At 52.6% G+C, this 21,015-nt stretch carries 27 protein-coding genes; 14 read left to right on the top strand and 13 right to left on the bottom strand.

Translation table 11 applies throughout. From position 1 onward, the window contains the following. Positions 1–200: 200 nt before the first annotated feature. The gene (dacB, locus tag O6D90_RS02690; RefSeq protein WP_016157571.1) at positions 201–1,634 is read left to right on the top strand and encodes a serine-type D-Ala-D-Ala carboxypeptidase; all 1,434 of its coding nucleotides are present in this window, start codon (positions 201–203) and stop codon (positions 1,632–1,634) included. 95 nt (positions 1,635–1,729) lie between these two features. On the opposite strand, the gene cgtA is transcribed toward dacB, so the two are convergent. From cgtA to rplU, 4 genes are all read right to left on the bottom strand, one after another. After that, positions 1,730–2,902 carry an Obg family GTPase CgtA gene (gene cgtA / locus O6D90_RS02685; protein ID WP_016154676.1) on the bottom strand — a complete coding sequence of 391 codons (1,173 nt, stop codon included), beginning with the start codon at positions 2,900–2,902 and terminating at the stop codon, positions 1,730–1,732. Between the two features lie 15 nt (positions 2,903–2,917). Continuing rightward, positions 2,918–3,883: a DMT family transporter gene (locus O6D90_RS02680; RefSeq protein ID WP_016154677.1), complete on the bottom strand. Its 966-nt coding sequence runs from the start codon at positions 3,881–3,883 to the stop codon at positions 2,918–2,920. A gap of 127 nt (positions 3,884–4,010) precedes the next feature. After that, a complete protein-coding gene (gene rpmA, locus O6D90_RS02675) occupies positions 4,011–4,268 on the bottom strand; it encodes a 50S ribosomal protein L27 (RefSeq protein ID WP_003025030.1) in 258 nt (85 codons plus the stop codon). A gap of 19 nt (positions 4,269–4,287) precedes the next feature. After that, entirely contained in the window at positions 4,288–4,599 is a 312-nt protein-coding gene (gene rplU, locus O6D90_RS02670) for a 50S ribosomal protein L21 (RefSeq protein ID WP_003025032.1), read from the bottom strand. A 257-nt stretch (positions 4,600–4,856) separates the two neighbouring features. Here rplU and ispB point away from each other — a divergent pair, with 257 nt between their 5' ends. Both ispB and sfsB read left to right on the top strand, forming a co-directional pair. Continuing rightward, positions 4,857–5,828: an octaprenyl diphosphate synthase gene (ispB, locus tag O6D90_RS02665; protein ID WP_019077785.1), complete on the top strand. Its 972-nt coding sequence runs from the start codon at positions 4,857–4,859 to the stop codon at positions 5,826–5,828. 222 nt (positions 5,829–6,050) lie between these two features. Then, positions 6,051–6,335: a DNA-binding transcriptional regulator SfsB gene (sfsB, locus tag O6D90_RS02660; protein WP_016154679.1), complete on the top strand. Its 285-nt coding sequence runs from the start codon at positions 6,051–6,053 to the stop codon at positions 6,333–6,335. Positions 6,336–6,394: 59 nt separating this feature from the next. Here the strand turns inward: sfsB and murA are convergent, their stop codons facing one another. The 7 genes from murA to mlaF form a co-directional block, all read right to left on the bottom strand. Next, positions 6,395–7,654, bottom strand: a complete 1,260-nt coding sequence (murA, locus tag O6D90_RS02655; protein ID WP_003839949.1) for a UDP-N-acetylglucosamine 1-carboxyvinyltransferase — start codon at positions 7,652–7,654, stop codon at positions 6,395–6,397. Positions 7,655–7,707: 53 nt separating this feature from the next. Further along, a complete protein-coding gene (gene ibaG, locus O6D90_RS02650) occupies positions 7,708–7,962 on the bottom strand; it encodes a BolA family iron metabolism protein IbaG (protein WP_003025040.1) in 255 nt (84 codons plus the stop codon). Positions 7,963–8,131: 169 nt separating this feature from the next. After that, positions 8,132–8,425 carry a lipid asymmetry maintenance protein MlaB gene (gene mlaB, locus O6D90_RS02645; protein WP_016154680.1) on the bottom strand — a complete coding sequence of 98 codons (294 nt, stop codon included), beginning with the start codon at positions 8,423–8,425 and terminating at the stop codon, positions 8,132–8,134. After that, positions 8,425–9,060, bottom strand: coding sequence for a phospholipid-binding protein MlaC (gene mlaC / locus O6D90_RS02640; protein WP_016154681.1), 636 nt, complete (start codon positions 9,058–9,060; stop codon positions 8,425–8,427). Before mlaC ends, mlaB begins: the two co-directional genes overlap by 1 nt. Before the next feature lie 18 nt (positions 9,061–9,078). Beyond that, entirely contained in the window at positions 9,079–9,636 is a 558-nt protein-coding gene (gene mlaD, locus O6D90_RS02635; RefSeq protein ID WP_016154682.1) for an outer membrane lipid asymmetry maintenance protein MlaD, read from the bottom strand. Positions 9,637–9,640: 4 nt separating this feature from the next. Beyond that, positions 9,641–10,423: a lipid asymmetry maintenance ABC transporter permease subunit MlaE gene (mlaE, locus tag O6D90_RS02630; protein WP_003025053.1), complete on the bottom strand. Its 783-nt coding sequence runs from the start codon at positions 10,421–10,423 to the stop codon at positions 9,641–9,643. Positions 10,424–10,430: 7 nt separating this feature from the next. Beyond that, entirely contained in the window at positions 10,431–11,243 is an 813-nt protein-coding gene (gene mlaF / locus O6D90_RS02625) for a phospholipid ABC transporter ATP-binding protein MlaF (protein WP_016154683.1), read from the bottom strand. 214 nt (positions 11,244–11,457) lie between these two features. Between mlaF and O6D90_RS02620 the strand changes: the two genes are divergently transcribed. The 11 genes from O6D90_RS02620 (at position 11,458) to npr (ending at position 19,377) form a co-directional block, all read left to right on the top strand. Then, positions 11,458–12,435, top strand: coding sequence for a calcium/sodium antiporter (locus O6D90_RS02620; RefSeq protein WP_016157573.1), 978 nt, complete (start codon positions 11,458–11,460; stop codon positions 12,433–12,435). A 13-nt stretch (positions 12,436–12,448) separates the two neighbouring features. After that, positions 12,449–13,435 carry an arabinose-5-phosphate isomerase KdsD gene (gene kdsD, locus O6D90_RS02615; RefSeq protein WP_016154685.1) on the top strand — a complete coding sequence of 329 codons (987 nt, stop codon included), beginning with the start codon at positions 12,449–12,451 and terminating at the stop codon, positions 13,433–13,435. Positions 13,436–13,455: 20 nt separating this feature from the next. Further along, entirely contained in the window at positions 13,456–14,022 is a 567-nt protein-coding gene (kdsC, locus tag O6D90_RS02610; protein WP_016157574.1) for a 3-deoxy-manno-octulosonate-8-phosphatase KdsC, read from the top strand. Continuing rightward, complete coding sequence (gene lptC / locus O6D90_RS02605; RefSeq protein ID WP_016154687.1) at positions 14,019–14,594, top strand: LPS export ABC transporter periplasmic protein LptC; 576 nt, start codon at positions 14,019–14,021, stop codon at positions 14,592–14,594. The genes kdsC and lptC overlap by 4 nt, the downstream gene beginning before the upstream one ends. After that, complete coding sequence (lptA, locus tag O6D90_RS02600; RefSeq protein ID WP_016154688.1) at positions 14,563–15,111, top strand: lipopolysaccharide ABC transporter substrate-binding protein LptA; 549 nt, start codon at positions 14,563–14,565, stop codon at positions 15,109–15,111. The genes lptC and lptA overlap by 32 nt, the downstream gene beginning before the upstream one ends. Positions 15,112–15,117: 6 nt before the next feature. Continuing rightward, complete coding sequence (gene lptB, locus O6D90_RS02595; protein WP_003025073.1) at positions 15,118–15,843, top strand: LPS export ABC transporter ATP-binding protein; 726 nt, start codon at positions 15,118–15,120, stop codon at positions 15,841–15,843. Positions 15,844–15,889: 46 nt separating this feature from the next. Next, positions 15,890–17,323 carry an RNA polymerase factor sigma-54 gene (rpoN, locus tag O6D90_RS02590; RefSeq protein ID WP_016154689.1) on the top strand — a complete coding sequence of 478 codons (1,434 nt, stop codon included), beginning with the start codon at positions 15,890–15,892 and terminating at the stop codon, positions 17,321–17,323. A gap of 22 nt (positions 17,324–17,345) precedes the next feature. Next, positions 17,346–17,633 carry a ribosome hibernation promoting factor gene (gene hpf, locus O6D90_RS02585; protein ID WP_003025078.1) on the top strand — a complete coding sequence of 96 codons (288 nt, stop codon included), beginning with the start codon at positions 17,346–17,348 and terminating at the stop codon, positions 17,631–17,633. 83 nt (positions 17,634–17,716) lie between these two features. Continuing rightward, positions 17,717–18,208, top strand: coding sequence for a PTS IIA-like nitrogen regulatory protein PtsN (gene ptsN / locus O6D90_RS02580; protein WP_016154690.1), 492 nt, complete (start codon positions 17,717–17,719; stop codon positions 18,206–18,208). Between the two features lie 45 nt (positions 18,209–18,253). Beyond that, positions 18,254–19,108, top strand: coding sequence for an RNase adapter RapZ (rapZ, locus tag O6D90_RS02575; protein ID WP_003025085.1), 855 nt, complete (start codon positions 18,254–18,256; stop codon positions 19,106–19,108). Continuing rightward, the gene (gene npr, locus O6D90_RS02570; RefSeq protein WP_003828770.1) at positions 19,105–19,377 is read left to right on the top strand and encodes a PTS phosphocarrier protein NPr; all 273 of its coding nucleotides are present in this window, start codon (positions 19,105–19,107) and stop codon (positions 19,375–19,377) included. The genes rapZ and npr overlap by 4 nt, the downstream gene beginning before the upstream one ends. Before the next feature lie 86 nt (positions 19,378–19,463). Here npr and mtgA read toward each other — a convergent pair whose 3' ends face one another. Continuing rightward, complete coding sequence (gene mtgA, locus O6D90_RS02565) at positions 19,464–20,183, bottom strand: monofunctional biosynthetic peptidoglycan transglycosylase (RefSeq protein WP_016157575.1); 720 nt, start codon at positions 20,181–20,183, stop codon at positions 19,464–19,466. Further along, positions 20,180–20,833, bottom strand: a complete 654-nt coding sequence (elbB, locus tag O6D90_RS02560; RefSeq protein WP_016154692.1) for an isoprenoid biosynthesis glyoxalase ElbB — start codon at positions 20,831–20,833, stop codon at positions 20,180–20,182. The genes mtgA and elbB overlap by 4 nt, the downstream gene beginning before the upstream one ends. Between the last annotated feature and the right edge of the window lie 182 nt (positions 20,834–21,015).

The raw sequence follows: 21,015 nt of genomic DNA, 5'->3' as shown, positions 1-21,015 counted from the left end.
GGCTGCTAAGCCCACTCTGGCATACGCCATGCCAGAGTCAGAAGCAAAAAAATACCGACCCGGGGCTCAGGGTCCCAGGTCAGCTACAATTCTCTATTTGATGATCATTTTACCCTGGAGTTCCCTATGGGTCATCGTTTACTTTTTGGGGCGTTGCGCCGTAGTATGACGGCCTGTTTCCAGGTTGTTAGCGCGAGATTATGCGATTTTCCAGATTTACCATTGGATTGACTGCCAGTATAGCGTTCAGCGTTCAGGCTGCGAACGTCGACGAGTATATCAATCAGCTCCCTGCCGGGGCCAACCTCGCCCTTATGGTACAGAAGGTTGGCGCACCTGCTCCTGCTATTGATTACCATAGCCAGCAGATGGCGCTGCCGGCCAGTACCCAGAAAGTGATCACCGCGCTGGCGGCATTGATTCAGCTCGGGCCTGACTTTCGTTTTACCACCACGCTTGAGACTAAAGGCAACGTGGAAGGCGGCGTTTTGAAAGGTGACTTAGTGGCGCGATTTGGTGCCGATCCGACGCTAAAACGTCAGGATATTCGCAATATGGTGGCAACCCTGAAAAAATCAGGCGTGACGCAAATTGCCGGAAATGTCTTGATCGACACCTCCATTTTCGCCAGCCATGATAAAGCGCCGGGCTGGCCCTGGAACGACATGACGCAGTGTTTTAGCGCACCGCCCGCAGCAGCCATTGTCGATCGTAACTGTTTCTCGGTTTCACTCTATAGCGCGCAAAAACCTAACGATCTCGCCTTTATCCGCGTGGCATCTTACTACCCGGTCACCATGTTCAGTCAGGTGCGTACTCTCGCTCGTGGCTCTGCCGAAGCGCAATATTGTGAACTGGACGTGGTTCCAGGCGATCTCAACCGCTTTACGTTGACCGGATGCCTGCCCCAACGAGCCGATCCGCTGCCGCTGGCATTCGCTATTCAGGACGGCGCCAGCTATGCCGGGGCGATTATCAAAGATGAGCTAAAACAAGCCGGTATCACTTACAGCGGGACTCTGTTGCGCCAGACGCTGGTCAACGAGCCGGGGACCGTGGTAGCCAGCAAGCAGTCGGCGCCGCTGCACGACCTGCTTAAGATTATGCTGAAAAAATCGGACAACATGATTGCCGATACCGTTTTCCGTATGATTGGCCATGCACGATTTAACGTGCCAGGTACCTGGCGAGCAGGTTCTGATGCCGTACGCCAGATTCTGCGTCAGCAAGCGGGTATTGATATCGGCAACACCATTATTGCCGACGGTTCTGGTCTCTCGCGCCATAACCTGATTGCCCCAGCGACCATGATGCAGGTGCTGCAATATATCGCTCAGCACGATAACGAGCTGAACTTTATCACCATGCTGCCGCTGGCAGGCCATGACGGCTCTTTGCAATACCGTGCGGGTCTGCATCAGGCTGGCGTAGATGGCAAAGTATCGGCGAAGACAGGCTCACTGCAGGGGGTCTATAACCTGGCAGGCTTCATCACCACGGCAAGCGGTCAGCGCATGGCATTTGTGCAGTATCTGTCTGGTTATGCTGTAGAGCCAGCTGATCAGCGTAATCGCCGTATTCCACTGGTCCGCTTCGAAAGCCGGTTATACAAGGATATTTATCAGAATAACTGAGTATGTTTGCCGGATGGCAGCGCTAACGCACCTAATCCGGCCTTCTGAAACCTGGAAAAAAAACCCCGGCAACATGGCCGGGGTTTTTAATGTGATTAACGCTTGTAGATGAACTCAACGCCTTCTTCGTCGTCTTCGTCCCAATCGTCATCCCAGTCATCTTCTGCTTCGTCTTCGACTTCAGCGAGTTGCTGGCGGTGATAATCATCCCACATGAACTCGACTTTCTCTGGCTGTTTCGCTTCTTCCGCCTGAACAATCGGGTTCTCGATGATAAAGGTCATCACATCCCAGCAGAGATCCTTCACGCCCAACTGGCTGGCGGCGGAGATCAGGTAATATTTACCTTCCCAGCCCAACGCTTCGGCGATCGCTTTCGCTTTCTCTTCCGCTTCAGCCTTGTCCAGCAAATCAATTTTGTTGAACACTAACCAACGCGGTTTAGACGCCAGATCCTGGCTGTATTTTTCAAGCTCGCCAATTATGATACGGGCATTTTCAACCGGATCGGAACCGTCAATCGGATCGATATCAATGAGGTGTAGCAGTACGCGGCAGCGTTCCAGGTGTTTCAGGAAGCGGATACCCAAGCCTGCGCCTTCAGCCGCGCCTTCAATCAGACCCGGAATGTCGGCAACCACAAAGCTCTTTTCGTTGTCCATACGCACCACACCCAGACTCGGAACCAGAGTGGTGAACGGATAGTCAGCGACTTTCGGCTTCGCCGCGGACACCGCACGGATAAACGTCGATTTACCGGCGTTTGGCATGCCCAGCATCCCCACGTCCGCCAGCAGCATCAGCTCCAGCATCAGATCGCGTTTATCGCCCGGTGTACCCATCGTTTTCTGACGCGGAGTACGGTTGACCGAGGATTTGAAACGGGTGTTGCCCAGACCGTGCCAGCCGCCTTTAGCGACCATCAGACGCTGACCGTGTTTGGTCATGTCGCCCATGGTTTCGCCCGTGCCCTGATCGATTACACGCGTACCTACAGGCACTTTAATCGTGACATCTTTACCACGCTTGCCGGTGCAATCACGGCTCGCGCCATTCTGTCCACGTTCCGCGCGGAATGATTTTTCAAAACGGTAATCGATCAGCGTGTTCAGGTTTTCGTCGGCTTCCAGCCAAACGTCACCACCGTCACCACCGTCTCCACCGTCCGGACCGCCTTTTGGGATGTACTTTTCGCGGCGGAAGCTGACGCAACCATTACCGCCATCACCTGCAACGACCAGAATCGATGCTTCATCAACAAACTTCATTTTACTCTCCGTAAATCATTCGCCTGAGCGGGGCTGCGAAACCACCGTTTCATGCTTACGTAAACCGCCCCAAATTCGATGACCAATGGCGGAATACATCGCGCCCGCAACCACGATAAACGCACCGAGATAACCTAATAGGTTTAGCATCGGTCTGGCGAAGAAATCGGGCCAGGCCAGTGATAATAAATCTGAAAATAACAACGTAAACAGCGGAGTGAGCGTAATAATGGCGCTCACCTGTGCCGCCTGCCAACGCGCCATCGCTTCCGCGAGAGCACCGTATCCTACCAGCGTATTCAGGCCGCAGAATACAAGGCATGCCAGCTGCCAGTCACTGAGCTGCGTGATGACACCGGGTTTAGCCAACGGCAACAACGCAATAGTACATAAAGTGTACAGTAAAAACAGGATCTGCGGTGATGCCAGACGGCGCAATAACACCTTTTGCGCGACCCCATAGCTCACCCAGACCATCGCCGCACCAACACCAAAGATAACGCCCCAGGTGTAATCGGTGAGTCGGGTAAAAATTTCGATCAGACTGGTATTAAAAAACAGAACCAGACCGCTCAGAAGCATAATGGCGCCAATCACCTGCGTACCGCGCATCTTTTCTTTTAGGATAAAGACGCTGGCAATCATCATACCAACCGGTGACAGCTGACCGATAACCTGCGAAGCCGTTGGGCTCAAATATTGCAAGGATGAACTAAACAGAATGAAGTTACCGAACAACCCACCGGTAGCGATAGCCAACAGGATCAGCCAACGCGCTTTGCGAAAAATACGCAACGGAGGGAGCTTTTTTTTAACCGCAAGAATAGCGCCAAGGCCAATGCTTGCCATTAAAAAACGGTAGAACACCACGGTAGGAGGCTCCATCACCTCCAGCACTTGCTTCATCGCTATTGGCAAAGCGCCCCAACATACTGCCGTTGTGAGTGCTAACAGAATACCAATACCTGCCTGCTGCTTCATGCCGTATTCCCTGCAAGGGCTCGTTTCCGGGTTATCACGGCGCGACGAGCGTATTTACCGGCCGTCGAATGTAAAAAGCCCCGCAACGTGTTGCGGGGCTTTTATCCGTTACCGGGACGCGAAAAACTTATTCAGCAACGATGCTGATGAATTTACGGTTTTTCGGGCCTTTCACTTCAAATTTCACTTTACCGTCTGCTTTAGCAAACAGAGTGTGGTCTTTGCCGCAACCAACGTTGGAACCAGCGTGGAATTTAGTACCACGTTGACGAACGATGATGCTACCAGCCAGAACTGTTTCACCGCCGAAGCGTTTTACGCCCAGACGTTTAGCTTCTGAATCGCGACCGTTACGAGTCGAGCCGCCAGCCTTTTTATGTGCCATTTAATCTGCTCCCCTTAACTTAAGCGCTGATGCCAGTGATTTTTACATCAGTGAACCACTGACGATGGCCCTGCTGCTTACGGTAGTGTTTACGACGACGAAACTTAACAATTTTAACTTTCTCGCCACGACCGTGAGCAACAACTTCAGCTTTGATAACGCCGCCATCAACGAAAGGAACGCCGATTTTGACTTCTTCACCGTTTGCGATCATCAGAACTTCTGCGAATTCAACAGATTCGCCAGTTGCGATGTCCAGCTTTTCCAGGCGAACGGTCTGACCTTCGCTTACTCGGTGTTGTTTACCACCACTTTGGAAAACCGCGTACATAAAAAACTCCGCTTCCGCGCACACCTTTTTGATGATTCAGAGTGCGCTATAAATATTCACAATAGGGCGCGAATATTACGCAAAACGCGAGCCTTTGACAAGTGCTACGTCAATACATGAAGAAAAAAAACACAACATGTACGGTAACGTTTATCTATGGCGTTTTTTCAGTACAATCAGCATATATTTATAACCCTAAACCCGACGTTACCTTCCGATACAGTGAGGTAATCGGGGCGAGAAGCCCGGCTTTTGCGATGAATTTAGAAAAAATCAATGAGTTAACCGCGCAAGATATGGCGGGGGTCAATGCGACAATCCTTGAACAGCTCAATTCCGACGTGCAGCTGATCAATCAACTGGGGTACTACATCGTTAGCGGCGGCGGAAAACGCATTCGCCCAATGATCGCCGTACTCGCCGCGCGTGCAGTTGGCTACCAGGAAAATGCGCACGTTACGATTGCAGCCCTCATCGAGTTTATCCACACCGCGACCCTGTTGCACGACGATGTTGTGGATGAGTCCGACATGCGCCGCGGAAAAGCCACGGCGAATGCGGCGTTTGGCAATGCGGCCAGCGTGCTGGTCGGCGATTTTATCTATACCCGCGCTTTTCAGATGATGACCAGCCTCGGTTCGCTGAAAGTGCTGGAAGTCATGTCGAAAGCGGTCAACGTCATCGCCGAAGGTGAAGTCTTGCAGTTGATGAACGTCAACGACCCGGACATCACTGAAGAAAACTATATGCGCGTTATCTACAGTAAGACCGCGCGTTTGTTTGAAGCGGCTGCCCAATGCTCTGGCATTCTGGCTGGTTGCAGCGAAGAACAAGAGAAAGGGTTGCAGGATTATGGCCGTTATCTCGGTACTGCTTTCCAGTTAATTGACGATTTGCTGGATTACAACGCGGATGGTGAGCAACTGGGTAAAAACGTCGGTGATGACCTCAACGAGGGTAAACCAACGCTGCCGCTGCTGCATGCCATGCGCCACGGCACCCCTGAACAAGCACAAATGATCCGCCAGGCTATTGAGCAGGGTAATGGCCGTCACCTTCTGGAGCCTGTTCTGGAAGCGATGAACGCCTGTGGTTCCCTGGAGTGGACTCGCCAACGTGCAGAAGAAGAGGCTGATAAGGCCATCGCTGCGCTGCAGGTACTGCCTGATACGCCGTGGAGAGAAGCGCTGATTGGTCTGGCGCATATCGCCGTACAGCGCGACCGTTAATACCCTGCGGCATCTTTCATCATCCCGTGCCCTGCGCGGGATGCTTTTATAAATTCCAATAAACACTTCCCCCCTCTCCAGCAACCTTCGCATAAATTTGGCATATTCTGAATATACCCACACTTTACATGAACATTTTAGAACATTCGTTCTCCGGGCGTTATAGTGTCTCCACAACCGATCGTGGAACCATAAGTCGATAACCAAAGGAGAGATGAGTTTATGGAAAACAAGCTGATTGACTGGCATCCGGCCGATATCATCGCCGGACTGCGCAAGAAAGGGACCTCAATGGCCGCTGAATCACGTAAAAATGGATTAAGCTCATCAACGCTGGCCAATGCGTTAACACGCCCATGGCCAAAAGGTGAGTTGATTATCGCCCGATCGTTGGGAACCGACCCGTGGGTGATTTGGCCGTCACGCTATCACGATGCAAAAACACATGAATTTATCGACAGAACGCGGATGATGAGGGGACGCAAAGAGAAACAGAATCCTGAATGAACACTGATGAGTAGTAACCCCCGGTTCACAGAACTGGGGGTTACAAGAGACGTAGACGATTACTCGCCTTTCACGCGCTCAATGTTTGCGCCCAGCGCGCGCAGTTTATCTTCGATGCGCTCATAGCCGCGATCGATGTGATAAATACGATCGACTACCGTCGTACCTTCAGCAATACACCCTGCCAGCACGAGGCTTGCAGATGCGCGCAGATCGGTCGCCATAACCTGTGCGCCGGAGAGCGTTTCCACGCCGTGGCAAATCACGGTATTGCTTTCGATTTCTGCGTGAGCGCCCATACGGCTCAGCTCAGGCACGTGCATAAAGCGGTTCTCAAACACGGTTTCCGTGATGAAACCCGTACCTTCTGCCACCAGGTTCAGCAACGTGAACTGGGCCTGCATATCGGTAGGGAACGCCGGGTGCGGCGCTGTGCGCACATTGACCGCTTTCGGACGTTTACCGTGCATGTCCAGGCTGATCCAGTCGTCACCGACTTCGATATCCGCTCCCGCATCACGCAGCTTCGCCAGAACGGCATCCAGCGTGTCAGGTTGTGCATTACGGCAGATAATTTTGCCGCGAGAAATTGCCGCTGCCACCAGGAAAGTACCGGTTTCGATGCGGTCAGGCAGAACGCGATACACACCGCCGCCGAGGCGCTCAACGCCTTCGATGGTAATACGATCGGTACCCTGGCCTGTTATTTTTGCGCCCAGCGCAATCAGGAAGTTCGCGGTATCCACGATCTCCGGTTCACGCGCGGCGTTTTCGATGATGGTAGTGCCTTCGGCAAGCGTTGCTGCGCACATGATAGTGACCGTCGCGCCGACGCTCACTTTGTCCATGACGATATGCGCGCCTTTCAGGCGGCCATCAACGGACGCTTTCACATAGCCTTCTTCAAGCTTAATAGTCGCGCCTAACTGCTCCAGACCAGTAATGTGCAGGTCAACCGGACGCGCGCCGATGGTGCAGCCGCCCGGCAGTGAAACCTGGCCCTGGCCAAAGCGGGCAACCAGTGGCCCAAGCGCCCAGATGGATGCACGCATGGTTTTGACCAAATCGTACGGCGCACAGAAGACGTTCACGTCACGCGCATCAATGTGCACAGAACCATTACGCTCAACTTTCGCCCCCAACTGGCTCAGCAGCTTCATTGAGGTGTCAACATCCTTCAGTTTCGGGACGTTCTGGATCTCTACAGGTTCTTCAGCCAGCAGCGCCGCAAACAGGATCGGCAGCGCGGCGTTTTTAGCGCCTGAAATTGTGACTTCGCCCTGGAGCTTGGTTGGCCCCTGAACACGAAATTTATCCATTATTCTGTTCTCTGTTAAGAATTTATCTTCGCTACCGGCATATCACCCGTAGCTCAAAAACCGTTAAGTTTGCGATCGCGCGCCCATTCCGCTGGAGTAAACGCCTTAATCGACACGGCATGAATGCGGTTGTCCGCAATGTACTCCATCAACGGGCCATAGACCGATTGCTGTTTCTTGACCCGGCTCATGCCTTCAAACATCTCACCCACGGCAATAACCTGAAAGTGACTGCCGTCGCCAGAAACGTGGACTTCCTGGAGGGAGAGTGCATTCATCAGCACGCTCTGAATTTCATTATTTTCCATGGGCTCTTCATTCGTCAGATAGTGAAAACAGCCCAACATCTTAGAGCAAAGTGGCGCTGTCATAAATAAGCAAAAAGCCCCGCTGATAAATCAGACAAGGCTTTAGTGGCAGATCCCCCGCAGAGGATTTGCCGGATGGCGGCACAAGACCTTATCCGGCTTACAAAAATTAACGCGGAAGAACGTCGTCAGGCAAATTGTAAAGCTGCGCCAGCGTGTACACTTTATCGTTAACGCCAGCGAGCGAAACGCTGTTCCCCTGCTGCTTGCCCTCATTAATCAGGTGCAGCAGTAATGCCAGACCACCGGTATCCACCCGGGAAATCTGGTTCAGGTCGATGCAGGATACCCCTTTCATCGCCTCAACTCGCGCATCCCATAATGGGTTTAACACGTCCTGATCCAGCTCTCCCACCAGCACCAGCTTGTCGCCTTCACGCATCCAGGTGAGTGACTGCGTCATTATTTTTTCTCTTCCAGCGTGATTTTCTGCTGAGAAATAGATTTCAACTGTGCCGTCAGGCCATCAATACCTTTCGTACGCAGCAGGTCGCTCCACTCATTCTGTTTGGTGGTGATCATACTTACGCCTTCAGCAATCATGTCATACGCCTGCCAGTTACCCGTCTGGGAATTTTTACGCCACTGGAAATCCAGACGTACCGGAGGACGACCGTTTGGATCGATGATGGTTACGCGGATAGGCACGATGGTCGCATCACCCAGCGGCTGCTCAGGGGCAATCTGATAGGTCTGGCCGTGGTACATCGCCAGCGCCTGACCGTAAGCCTGCTTCAGATATTCACGGAATGCGGCGAAATAGGCGTCACGCTGAGCCGGTGTCGCATCTTTGTAGTAGCGGCCCAGTACCAGTGCGCCTGCATACTTAACCTGCACGTAAGGCAGCAGTTCCTGATCGACCACCTGACGCAGGTAATCCGGGTTGGAACGGATTTTAGGTTGCTCGTTCTTCAGACGGTCAAACGTCTTCTGCGCCGCCTCATCCATCAGTTTGTACGGGTTCGTCTGGTCCGCTGCGGTTGCCGCGCTAAGTGGAGCAATCACCAGCATAGCCACCATCATCAATCGTTTAAACATACGTCGATTCTCCTGAGATTATTTCGTTGCGCCCGCAGGCGTAGTGGCTTCATTATTGCCTTCAGTTGCGGCTGGCGCATCGCCAGAATTCTTATTGTCATCACCTTTACTGTTGCTGTTGTAAAGGAACTGACCAATCATATCTTCCAGCACCATCGCAGATTTCGTGTCCTGAATCGTACCGCCATCTTTGAGGATAGACGTTCCCAGCTCAGGATCTTCAAAACCTACGTTCAATGCCAGATACTGTTCGCCCAACAGACCGGAAGTACGGATGCTCAGAGAACTGGTGTCAGGAATATGGTTAAAACGCGATTCAATTTCCAGCGTCACGCGCGGCAGGTACGTTTTCTGATCTAACGAGATGTCCGATACGCGTCCTACCACGACCCCGCCAATCCGCACCGGAGAGCGCTCTCTCAGACCGCCGATATTATCAAAGGTCGCATAAATCGTATAAGTCGGTTCAGTACGCATTGAGGTGACGTTCGCCGCCTTCAGGCAGACAAACAGCGCGGCCAGCAGCGCAACCAGCAGGAATAACCCGACCCAAATTTCATTTTTTTTCGTTTGCATGAACTCAATTCCCAAACATCAGTGCGGTCAGCACAAAATCCAGCCCCAGAACGGCAAGAGAGGCGTGCACTACGGTGCGTGTCGTTGCCCGGCTAATCCCGGCAGAGGTCGGGATAGCATCATAACCATTGAACAATGCAATCCATGTGACCGTAATGGCAAACACCACGCTCTTAATCAGACAGTTGACCAGATCCAGACGCCAGTCGACGGCATTTTGCATAGCCGACCAGAAAAAGCCTGCATCAATACCTTTCCAGCTTACGCCAACCAACGACCCACCCCAGATCCCCACCGCGACAAATATAATCGTCAGCAGCGGCAATGAAATCACACCGGCCCAAAAACGTGGGGAGATCACTCGGCGCAGTGGGTCGACGGCCATCATTTCCAGGCTGGAAAGCTGCTCGGTCGCCCGCATCAGGCCAATCTCTGCGGTTAAGGCCGATCCGGCCCGCCCGGCAAACAACAGCGCCGCAACCACCGGCCCCAGCTCACGTAGCAATGACAGCGCCACCAGCATACCGAGGCTGGTTTCCGCACTGTAGGTCGTCAGCACCAGGTATCCCTGCAACCCCAGCACCATGCCGATGAACACGCCAGAAACAATAATGATCAGCATCGATAAGACACCGACATTATAGAGCTGGCGTATCAGCAGCGGCGCATGTTTGCGAAACTCCGGCTTGCCGACAACTGCATTGAACAACATTAATCCGGCTCGCCCGAACGTCCTGAGGGTTTTTATTCCCCGATGTCCGAGTGATGCCAGCGCATTTAACAACATGGGTGGCTTAACTCCCTGTTTTGAGTAAATCGATGTGGTAGTCGCCCGCCGGGTAACGGAACGGAACCGGTCCATCGGCAATGCCATCGAGGAACTGACGCACACGCGGATCGGCATTTTCTTGCAGCGCCTGAGCACTACCGTAGGCCACTATTTTTTTGTCCGCCATAATATAGGCGTAATCCGCAATACTCAGCACTTCTGGCACATCATGGGAAACCACCACGCAGGTGACGCCCAGCGCGCTGTTCAGTTCAGAAATCAGCTTCACCAGCACGCCCATGGTGATGGGATCCTGGCCGACGAACGGCTCATCAAACATAATAAGGTCTGGCTCCAGCGCGATAGCACGTGCTAACGCGGCACGACGCGCCATCCCACCGGATAATTCAGAAGGCATTAATTTTGCCGCGCCCCGCAGGCCAACGGCCTCGAGCTTCATCATTACCGTGCTTTTCAGCAGCGGCGCAGGCAGCGTTGTATGCTCGCGCAACGGGTATGCAACGTTGTCAAACACATTCATATCAGTAAACAGCGCACCAGACTGGAATAGCATGCTCATGCGCTTACGCACGGTAAATAAACGCGAACGGGACATGGCCGGGACATTTTCGCCGTCAAACAGGATCTCGCCCTTATCCGGGGAGATTTGTCCGCCGATCAGACGCAACAGCGTCGTTTTGCCGATGCCTGATGGCCCCATGATCGCCGTCACCTTACCACGCGGCACTGTCAGGGAAATATTATCAAAGATGCAGCGGTCGCCTCGGGAAAAGCTGACATCGCGCATATCGATTAGATTCGCCACAGACTGACCCATTGATTCATCCTTTACTATTGCCTCGTTGATCGAAGAGCTTGGCGCTCAATTTAGCCCTGAACCCAACATATTTACAGATTATTACCTGTCCTGGTTAGCGAAAGCTGGCATTTGTTTTACTTTTTAGCCGCATAAAGTCAAAATTAAGAATTCGTGACGGCTTCCAGAAATCCTTCAAGTGGACCGGCGAGTATACCTGAAGAAAGGACTTTAGATGCTTTTAGCGACGGCGCTGTTAATAATTGGTTTACTTCTGGTGGTCTACGGTGCCGACCGACTGGTATTTGCCGCATCCATTTTATGTCGAAACTTCGGTATTCCCCCCATTATCATCGGGATGACCGTGGTCAGCATTGGTACATCGTTACCCGAGATAATTGTCTCCGTTGCCGCATCGATGAACGGGCAGCTTGATTTAGCCGTCGGTACCGCCATCGGCTCTAACATTACCAACATTCTGCTTATTTTAGGCCTGTCGGCGCTGATTCATCCTTTTACCGTGCATTCTGATGTTCTGCGTCGTGAATTACCGCTAATGTTGCTGGTAAGCATCTTAGCCGCATCGGTCCTGTATGACGGGCAATTGAGTCGCAGCGATGGTTTCTTTCTTCTGCTTCTGGCCGTGCTATGGCTGTTATTCATTGTTAAAATCGCCCGTCTGGCTGAGCGACAAGGTAACGACAGCCTGACCCGCGAGCAGATCGCGGAACTGCCGCGCGAAGGCGGGTTACCGGTCGCGTTTTTGTGGTTGGGTATTGCGCTAATTATTATGCCAATGGCAACGCGTATGGTGGTAGATAACGCAACCGTACTGGCGAACTACTTCGCCATGAGCGAACTCACCATCGGGCTGACGGTTGTCGCCATTGGTACCAGCCTGCCGGAGCTGGCAACGGCAATTGCGGGTCTGCGTAAAGGCGAAAACGATATTGCCGTCGGCAACATCATCGGCGCGAACATTTTTAATATTGTTATCGTCCTCGGACTGCCGGCGCTGATTACGCCGGGGGAAGTTAATCCGATGGCCTTCAGCCGTGACTATAGCGTCATGCTGCTGGTGAGCGTAATTTTTGCACTACTCTGCTGGCGACGTCCGCGCCAGATTGGTCGCGGCGCGGGTGCGCTGCTGACCGGCGGTTTTATCATATGGCTGGCGATGCTGTATTGGTTATCGCCACTTCTCGTTGGATAACTGGAAACGCATTATGTCGCACTTAGAGTTGCAACCGGGTTTTGACTTTCAGCAAGCAGGCAAGGAAGTCCTGGCAATTGAACGTGAAGGCCTGGCGGAGCTTGATCAGTACATCAACCAAAATTTTACTCTCGCCTGCGAGAAAATATTCAGCTGCCCGGGCAAAGTTGTGGTGATGGGGATGGGGAAATCCGGACACATCGGGCGGAAAATGGCGGCCACATTTGCCAGCACCGGCACCCCCTCATTTTTCGTGCATCCAGGCGAAGCCGCACATGGCGATCTGGGCATGGTCTCGCCGCAGGATGTAGTCATCGCCATCTCTAACTCCGGTGAATCCAATGAGATAGCGGCGTTAATCCCGGTGTTAAAACGTCTTCATGTACCGCTTATCTGCATGACCGGTCGTCCGGAAAGCAGCATGGCGCGTGCGGCAGATGTGCATCTGTGTGTTAAAGTGCCTAAGGAAGCTTGCCCGTTAGGCCTGGCGCCGACCAGCAGCACGACCGCAACGCTGGTGATGGGCGATGCGCTAGCCGTGGCATTATTAAAAGCGCGTGGCTTTACCGCGGAAGATTTTGCGTTATCTCATCCCGGTGGCGCACTAGGCCGTAAGCTTTTACTGCGCGTTAACGATATTATGCATACGGGCGATGAGATCCCGCATGTGACTAAAAGCGCCAGCCTGCGTGACGCCTTACTTGAGATCACGCGTAAAAATCTCGGCATGACCGTCATTTGCGATGATGACATGAAGATTGACGGTATTTTCACCGATGGCGATTTACGTCGCGTCTTCGATATGGGCGTTGATGTTCGCCAGTTAGGCATTGCCGATGTGATGACCCCTGGCGGCATTCGCGTGCGTCCGGGCATTCTTGCCGTCGATGCCCTGAATTTAATGCAGTCCCGCCATATCACCTCGGTAATGGTTGCTGATGGCGACCGGTTACTTGGTGTGTTACATATGCATGATCTGCTGCGTGCAGGTGTAGTGTAAGAAACTCAAGGATAAAGAAAATGAGTAAAGCAGGTGCGTCGCTTGCGACCTGTTATGGACCCGTCAGCACAGACGTTATCACCCGGGCAGAGAACATCCGTTTGCTGATCCTGGATGTGGATGGCGTACTGTCTGATGGTCTGATTTATATGGGCAACAACGGTGAAGAGCTAAAGGCTTTTAACGTCCGCGATGGTTACGGAATTCGCTGTGCGCTCACTTCCGGTATCGAGGTTGCCATTATTACCGGACGAAAGGCTAAACTTGTAGAAGATCGCTGTGCCACATTGGGGATCATGCATTTGTATCAGGGGCAGTCAGACAAACTGGTCGCCTTTAACGATCTCCTTAGCAAACTGGCGATCGCTCCTGAAAATGTTGCGTACGTTGGCGATGATCTGATCGACTGGCCGGTGATGGCACAAGTGGGATTAAGCGTGGCGGTGGCGGATGCTCATCCTTTGCTGATCCCGCGGGCCGATTATGTCACCCGCATCGATGGGGGACGCGGCGCGGTACGTGAAGTCTGCGATTTATTACTCCTGGCGCAGGGCAAACTGGACGAGGCCAAAGGGCAATCGATATGAGCAAAACCAGACGTTGGGTTATCATTCTACTGTCGCTGGCTGTCCTTGTGATGATTGGTATTAATCTGGCAGACAAAGACGACACCGCTGAGGTCGTCGTAAATAACAACGAGCCAACCTATAAGAGCGAACATACTGATACCGTTGTGTATAGTCCCGAAGGCGCACTGAGCTATCACTTGATCGCGCAAAACGTTGAATATTATTCGGAACAAGCGGTTTCGTGGTTTACTCAACCGGTATTAACCACATTTGATAAGGATAAAGTACCGACCTGGACGATCAAGGCTGATAAAGCCAAATTGACCAACGATCGGATGCTATATCTGTACGGCCATGTTGAGGTCAACGCCCTGGTGCCCGACTCTCAACTACGCAGAATTACGACCGATAACGCACAGATTAACCTGGTGACACAAGACGTCACTTCCGATGATCTCGTCACGTTATATGGCACAACATTTAACTCCAGCGGACTGAAGATGCGCGGCAACTTACGCAGCAAGAACGCCGAGCTGATTGAAAAGGTTAGAACCTCATATGAAATCCAAAACAAACAAACTCAGCCTTAATCTTGTGCTTGCCAGCGCACTTCTGGCCGCCAGCATCCCGGCATTCGCCGTCACCGGCGATACCGAGCAGCCGATTCACATTGAGTCGGACCAGCAGTCTCTTGATATGCAAGGCAACGTGGTGACCTTTACTGGCAACGTGATTGTGACTCAGGGCACCATCAAAATTAACGCCGATAAAGTCGTCGTAACCCGCCCTGGCGGTGAAGACGGTAAAGAAGTCATTGATGGCTACGGTAATCCTGCAACCTTTTACCAGATGCAGGACAACGGTAAACCGGTTAAAGGCCACGCCTCACACATGCATTATGAACTGGCGAAAGACTTCGTCGTTCTCACCGGTAAGGCTTACCTGGAACAGCTCGATAGCAACATCACGGGCGATAAGATCACCTATCTGGTGAAAGAGCAGAAAATGCAGGCCTTCAGCGATAAAGGCAAACGCGTCACCACCGTTCTGGTACCGTCGCAGTTGCAGGACAAAAACAAGGCTCCGGCAGAGAAAAAAGGTAACTGATTCGTTATGGCAACATTAACTGCAAAGAACCTTGCAAAAGCCTATAAGGGCCGCCGTGTGGTGGAAGATGTCAGTCTGACCGTCAACTCCGGGGAGATCGTCGGTCTGCTCGGTCCTAACGGTGCGGGCAAGACAACGACCTTTTACATGGTGGTCGGCATTGTCCCACGTGATGCGGGCAACATTATCATTGATGACGAAGACATCAGCCTGCTGCCTCTGCATGCGCGCGCGCGTCGCGGCATCGGCTACTTGCCGCAGGAAGCGTCTATTTTCCGTCGCCTGAGCGTGTTTGATAACCTGATGGCGGTGCTGCAAATTCGTGACGATCTTACCAGCGAGCAGCGGGAAGATCGCGCCAACGAGCTGATGGAAGAGTTCCACATCGAACACCTGCGTGACAGCATGGGACAGTCGCTCTCCGGTGGTGAACGACGCCGCGTGGAGATCGCCCGCGCACTGGCCGCGAATCCGAAATTTATCCTGCTGGATGAACCGTTTGCCGGTGTTGACCCGATTTCCGTTATTGATATCAAACGGATCATCGAACATCTGCGCGACAGCGGGCTTGGGGTGCTGATTACCGACCATAACGTTCGCGAAACGCTGGCAGTGTGTGAGCGCGCCTACATCGTGAGTCAGGGCCACCTGATCGCGCATGGCACGCCAACAGAAATACTGCAGGATGAGCACGTTAAACGCGTATACCTTGGGGAAGACTTCAGACTCTGATAGGGTAGAAGACTTCACGTCACCGCAGGAGAGAACAACTCTGAACATGAAGCAAGGTTTGCAACTCAGGCTTAGCCAACAACTGGCGATGACGCCTCAGCTACAACAGGCTATCCGTCTGTTGCAGCTGTCCACGCTGGAACTTCAGCAAGAACTTCAGCAAGCGCTGGAAAGTAACCCACTGCTCGAGCAAACCGATCTTCACGACGAAATTGATACCCAGGAAAAACAGGACAGCGAATCCCTCGACACCGCAGATGCTCTCGAACAAAAAGAGATGCCAGAGGAGCTGCCACTTGACGCCAGTTGGGATGAAATTTACACCGCCGGTACGCCTTCTGGCACCAGCGGGGATTACATCGACGACGAACTGCCTGTGTATCAGGGTGAGACCACGCAATCGCTGCAGGATTACCTGATGTGGCAAGTGGAGCTGACCCCGTTCTCGGATACCGATCGCGCAATTGCGACATCCATTGTTGATGCGGTAGACGAAACCGGTTATCTCACCGTAACCCTGGACGATATTCTCGAAAGCATGGGCGATGACGACGTCGGCATGGACGAAATCGAAGCCGTGCTTAAACGCATTCAGCGTTTTGATCCCGTGGGCGTGGCGGCCAAAGATCTCCGCGACTGCTTATTGATCCAACTTTCACAGTTTGATAAAGCCACGCCGTGGCTGGAAGAAGCGCGCCTGATCATCAGCGATCACCTCGATCTGTTAGCCAACCATGACTTCCGCACGCTGATGCGCGTAACCCGGCTGAAAGAAGATGTGCTGAAAGAAGCCGTCAATCTTATTCAGTCCCTGGACCCCAGACCTGGGCAGTCTATCCAGACCGGGGAGCCAGAATACGTTATTCCGGATGTACTGGTGCGTAAGCATAACGATCGCTGGGTGGTCGAACTCAACGGCGACAGCATTCCACGGTTGCAGATTAACCAGCACTACGCCGCCATGTGCAACAGCGCGCGCAACGACGCTGACAGCCAGTTTATTCGTAGCAATCTGCAGGATGCAAAGTGGCTGATTAAAAGCCTGGAAAGTCGCAATGATACGCTGCTGCGCGTCAGTCGCTGTATCGTTGAACAGCAGCAAGCCTTCTTTGATCAAGGCGAAGAGTTTATGAAACCGATGGTGCTGGCGGATATCGCCCAGGCCGTCGAGATGCACGAATCGACCATTTCCCGAGTGACCACGCAAAAGTATCTGCACAGTCCGCGCGGCATTTTTGAATTGAAGTATTTCTTTTCCAGTCACGTTAACACTGAAGGCGGAGGCGAAGCCTCATCCACAGCTATACGTGCACTGGTGAAGAAATTAATTGCTGCGGAAAACCCCGCGAAACCGCTGAGTGACAGCAAGTTAACCTCTATGCTGTCAGAACAGGGTATCATGGTGGCACGCCGCACTGTTGCGAAGTACCGAGAGTCTTTATCCATTCCGCCGTCGAACCAGCGCAAACAGCTGGTCTGACCCAACCGATAAGGAAGACACTATGCAGCTCAACATCACTGGAAACAACGTCGAAATCACTGAAGCCTTACGCGATTTTGTTAATACAAAATTCGCCAAGCTAGAACAATATTTCGACCGGATTAATCAGGTCTATATTGTGTTGAAAGTGGAGAAGGTGACACATATCTCGGACGCAACACTGCATGTGAACGGTGGCGAAATTCATGCCAGCGCGGAAGGTCAGGATATGTACGCCGCCATTGACGGTTTAATTGATAAACTGGCTCGGCAGTTAACAAAACATAAAGATAAACTGAAACAGCACTAACTTGTCCGGGCAGTTAGCGGGTGCAGGACGGCCTGTTGTGTAGCACAACGGGCCATTTGTACAGTTAGCGCTTAGGTGAAATTATGACAAATAACGATACGACTCTACAACTGAGCAATGTTCTTAACCAGGAATGTACACGCGCTGGCGTTCACTGCCAAAGCAAGAAACGCGCGCTGGAAATCATCAGCGAACTGGCGGCAAAACAGCTCAGCTTGCCCTCTCAGGTGGTATTTGAAGCCATTCTGACGCGTGAAAAAATGGGCAGTACCGGCATCGGTAATGGAATTGCTATCCCGCACGGAAAGCTGGAAGAAGACACGATGCGCGCAGTTGGCGTGTTTGTGCAACTTGAAACGCCAATTGCTTTCGACGCCATTGATAATCAACCCGTCGATCTGCTTTTCGCCCTGCTGGTTCCGGCAGACCAAACCAAGACGCATTTGCATACGTTGTCGCTGGTCGCCAAACGTCTGGCCGATAAAACCATCTGCCGCCGCCTGCGCGCAGCACAGAGTGACCAGGAGTTGTATCAAATCATCACGGACACCGAAGGTGGACTGGATGAAGCATAACAACCCAATGGCATCCTTTTTTGTCGTTGTGAGGAGAAACAGTACATGGTACTGATGATCGTCAGCGGTCGTTCGGGGTCAGGAAAATCTGTCGCCCTGCGAGCGCTGGAAGATATGGGTTTTTACTGCGTGGATAACCTTCCCGTAGTGCTGTTGCCCGATCTGGCTCGTACTCTGGCCGATCGCCAGATTTCTGCGGCCGTCAGCATTGATGTGCGCAACATGCCTGAGTCCCCAGAGATTTTCGAGCAGGCAATGAACAATCTGCCTGAAGGCTTCTCACCACAGTTGCTGTTCCTTGACGCCGATCGTAACACCCTGATTCGCCGCTACAGCGACACGCGTCGCCTGCATCCTCTTTCCAGCAAGAACTTATCTCTGGAGAGCGCTATCGATAAGGAAAGCGATTTGCTGGAGCCGCTGCGCTCTCGTGCTGACCTGATCGTGGATACCTCCGAAATGTCCGTGCACGAACTGGCGGAAATGTTGCGTACCCGCCTGCTGGGCAAGCGTGAACGCGAATTGACGATGGTATTCGAATCCTTTGGTTTCAAACACGGTATCCCAATTGACGCGGATTACGTCTTTGACGTGCGCTTCCTGCCTAACCCGCACTGGGATCCGAAGCTGCGCCCGATGACCGGTCTTGACCGCCCCGTTGCCGCCTTCCTTGACAGGCACACAGAAGTACACAATTTTATCTACCAGACTCGCAGCTATCTTGAGCTATGGTTACCCATGCTGGAGACCAACAACCGCAGCTACCTCACCGTAGCTATCGGCTGTACCGGCGGGAAACACCGTTCGGTGTATATTGCAGAGCAACTGGCAGACTACTTCCGCTCACGCGGTAAAAACGTACAGTCACGCCATCGTACGCTGGAAAAACGTAAATCATGACCGTGAAGCAAACCGTTGAAATCACGAATAAGCTGGGTATGCATGCTCGCCCAGCCATGAAACTGTTTGAATTGATGCAGGGTTTTGAAGCAGAAGTTTTGCTGCGTAATGATGAAGGAACGGAAGCCGAGGCAAACAGTGTTATCGCTCTGCTGATGCTGGATTCCGCCAAAGGGCGTCAGATAGAAGTTGAAGCCACGGGTCCACAGGAAGTGGAAGCCCTGGCAGCGGTGATTGCCCTGTTTAATTCAGGATTTGATGAAGATTAGTCGAGTAACTGAAGCGCTGCGCTCATCAGGCCTACACGGCAACGTCACACTCCCGTAGGCCGGATCCGTATCCGGCAATAAACCCATTAATACAGCTTATTTTCCCGCATAAACGACTCACCGCCTAGCTGGCGCATTTGGCGCATAATCCACGCCTGACGGCTACGTACATAACCAGAAGGCGCATTCGCTTTAAAACGCAAAGGATTGGGTAATACCGCAGCCAGCAAGGCCGCTTCAGACAGACTCAGCCGACTGGCTGGCTTATGGAAATAGCGCTGCGCCGCTGCCTCCACGCCGAAAACCCCATCACCAAACTCAGCAATATTCAGGTAAACGGTCAGAATACGCTTCTTGCTCCAGACGGTTTCCATACCCAGCGTTAGCCCGGCTTCGAGACCTTTACGCACCCAGCTACGTCCATCCCACAGAAAGAGGTTTTTTGCCGTCTGTTGCGATAACGTCGACGCCCCGCGAATACGGTTTTCATTACGTTCGTTGTGCGCCAGCGCTTTCTCTATGGCGGAAACATCGAATCCCCAGTGCTCGGGAAACTTCTGGTCCTCCGCGGCGATCACCGCCAGTCCCATCCACGGTGAGATCTCATCCATGCTCACCCAGTCTGAGTGCGCCACATAACCGAAATCACCGGACAGCCATGCGCTCAGTTGCCGCTCGACCATCACGGCAGAGAAAGGGACTGGCATCACGCTGAAAAGTGCGATGCCCCCGCCCCAGAATACGGCGAGGACAACGACCGCCCGCAGAAAGATACGTCGCAGAAAGGCGGTAACTCCTTTTCTCATTCAGCCAGCACCAGCACACGTGATACCAGTTTATCGATACCACTCGCGGCCTGAGCGATATCCTGCGCCAGCATATAGGCGGGAGTAGTGACGATTTTGTTGTCTTCATCAACGACAATGTCATCAACCGGACAAGGCACATGCTCAGCGCCCATCTCTTCCAGCACCTCTGCCGTATCAATATCAGTACCGATGGTCAGACGCAGCGGAAAGTCAAAAATTTTAGGTAACATGGCAGGCGCAATGCACATAAATCCCAGCGGCTTACCCGCCTGATGCATAGCCACCGCCAGCGCAGCTAAGTCGCTATCAACCCGGCACTCACTGCCCTGGCTGGCAAAATTGCTCAGATTTTTGGCCGCGCCAAACCCGCCTGGCACGATCAACGCATCCAGTTCCGTTGAGACTGCCTGAGCAAGTGGGCGAATATCACCGCGTGTTATACGGGCGGCTTCAATCAGCACATTACGCGTTTCCTGCATCGGCTCGCCGGTCAGATGATTAATCACATCCGCTTGTTGTTTATCCGGTGCGAAACAGACGGCCTGAGCGCCGTTGCGGGCAATCGCCAGAAGCGTGAGAACAGTTTCATGGATCTCTGCGCCGTCATACACGCCGCATCCGCTGAGCACTACACCCACTTTTTTCATCGTGATACTCCTTTCTCAACTGGCTGAAACATATTAGTTATTATGATTTAAATGCTACGCTTCACACATTTAACTGATTCATGTAACAAATTATTTAAGATTTGCTATCTTAACTGCGTGCGGCCTGAAAATTAGGGCTGCGCCCTTGTAAACAATGATAATAATTTACGGCGCAGCCACGA

It is taken from the genome of Citrobacter sp. 21OH12SH02A-Citro (assembly GCF_027919895.1).
Taxonomy (GTDB): Bacteria; Pseudomonadota; Gammaproteobacteria; order Enterobacterales; family Enterobacteriaceae; genus Citrobacter; species Citrobacter braakii.
The sequence above is the reverse complement of the archived record's forward strand: the minus strand, read 5'-3'. Positions and strand labels throughout refer to the sequence as shown.

Excerpts from the sequence above, each read along its gene's own strand:
- dacB (WP_016157571.1), top strand. The coding sequence starts at position 201 with ATGCGATTTTCCAGATTTACCATTGGATTGACTGCCAGTATAGCGTTC.
- cgtA (WP_016154676.1), bottom strand. The coding sequence starts at position 2,902 with ATGAAGTTTGTTGATGAAGCATCGATTCTGGTCGTTGCAGGTGATGGC.
- O6D90_RS02680 (WP_016154677.1), bottom strand. The coding sequence starts at position 3,883 with ATGAAGCAGCAGGCAGGTATTGGTATTCTGTTAGCACTCACAACGGCA.
- rpmA (WP_003025030.1), bottom strand. The coding sequence starts at position 4,268 with ATGGCACATAAAAAGGCTGGCGGCTCGACTCGTAACGGTCGCGATTCA.
- rplU (WP_003025032.1), bottom strand. The coding sequence starts at position 4,599 with ATGTACGCGGTTTTCCAAAGTGGTGGTAAACAACACCGAGTAAGCGAA.
- ispB (WP_019077785.1), top strand. The coding sequence starts at position 4,857 with ATGAATTTAGAAAAAATCAATGAGTTAACCGCGCAAGATATGGCGGGG.
- sfsB (WP_016154679.1), top strand. The coding sequence starts at position 6,051 with ATGGAAAACAAGCTGATTGACTGGCATCCGGCCGATATCATCGCCGGA.
- murA (WP_003839949.1), bottom strand. The coding sequence starts at position 7,654 with ATGGATAAATTTCGTGTTCAGGGGCCAACCAAGCTCCAGGGCGAAGTC.
- ibaG (WP_003025040.1), bottom strand. The coding sequence starts at position 7,962 with ATGGAAAATAATGAAATTCAGAGCGTGCTGATGAATGCACTCTCCCTC.
- mlaB (WP_016154680.1), bottom strand. The coding sequence starts at position 8,425 with ATGACGCAGTCACTCACCTGGATGCGTGAAGGCGACAAGCTGGTGCTG.
- mlaC (WP_016154681.1), bottom strand. The coding sequence starts at position 9,060 with ATGTTTAAACGATTGATGATGGTGGCTATGCTGGTGATTGCTCCACTT.
- mlaD (WP_016154682.1), bottom strand. The coding sequence starts at position 9,636 with ATGCAAACGAAAAAAAATGAAATTTGGGTCGGGTTATTCCTGCTGGTT.
- mlaE (WP_003025053.1), bottom strand. The coding sequence starts at position 10,423 with ATGTTGTTAAATGCGCTGGCATCACTCGGACATCGGGGAATAAAAACC.
- mlaF (WP_016154683.1), bottom strand. The coding sequence starts at position 11,243 with ATGGGTCAGTCTGTGGCGAATCTAATCGATATGCGCGATGTCAGCTTT.
- O6D90_RS02620 (WP_016157573.1), top strand. The coding sequence starts at position 11,458 with ATGCTTTTAGCGACGGCGCTGTTAATAATTGGTTTACTTCTGGTGGTC.
- kdsD (WP_016154685.1), top strand. The coding sequence starts at position 12,449 with ATGTCGCACTTAGAGTTGCAACCGGGTTTTGACTTTCAGCAAGCAGGC.
- kdsC (WP_016157574.1), top strand. The coding sequence starts at position 13,456 with ATGAGTAAAGCAGGTGCGTCGCTTGCGACCTGTTATGGACCCGTCAGC.
- lptC (WP_016154687.1), top strand. The coding sequence starts at position 14,019 with ATGAGCAAAACCAGACGTTGGGTTATCATTCTACTGTCGCTGGCTGTC.
- lptA (WP_016154688.1), top strand. The coding sequence starts at position 14,563 with ATGAAATCCAAAACAAACAAACTCAGCCTTAATCTTGTGCTTGCCAGC.
- lptB (WP_003025073.1), top strand. The coding sequence starts at position 15,118 with ATGGCAACATTAACTGCAAAGAACCTTGCAAAAGCCTATAAGGGCCGC.
- rpoN (WP_016154689.1), top strand. The coding sequence starts at position 15,890 with ATGAAGCAAGGTTTGCAACTCAGGCTTAGCCAACAACTGGCGATGACG.
- hpf (WP_003025078.1), top strand. The coding sequence starts at position 17,346 with ATGCAGCTCAACATCACTGGAAACAACGTCGAAATCACTGAAGCCTTA.
- ptsN (WP_016154690.1), top strand. The coding sequence starts at position 17,717 with ATGACAAATAACGATACGACTCTACAACTGAGCAATGTTCTTAACCAG.
- rapZ (WP_003025085.1), top strand. The coding sequence starts at position 18,254 with ATGGTACTGATGATCGTCAGCGGTCGTTCGGGGTCAGGAAAATCTGTC.
- npr (WP_003828770.1), top strand. The coding sequence starts at position 19,105 with ATGACCGTGAAGCAAACCGTTGAAATCACGAATAAGCTGGGTATGCAT.
- mtgA (WP_016157575.1), bottom strand. The coding sequence starts at position 20,183 with ATGAGAAAAGGAGTTACCGCCTTTCTGCGACGTATCTTTCTGCGGGCG.
- elbB (WP_016154692.1), bottom strand. The coding sequence starts at position 20,833 with ATGAAAAAAGTGGGTGTAGTGCTCAGCGGATGCGGCGTGTATGACGGC.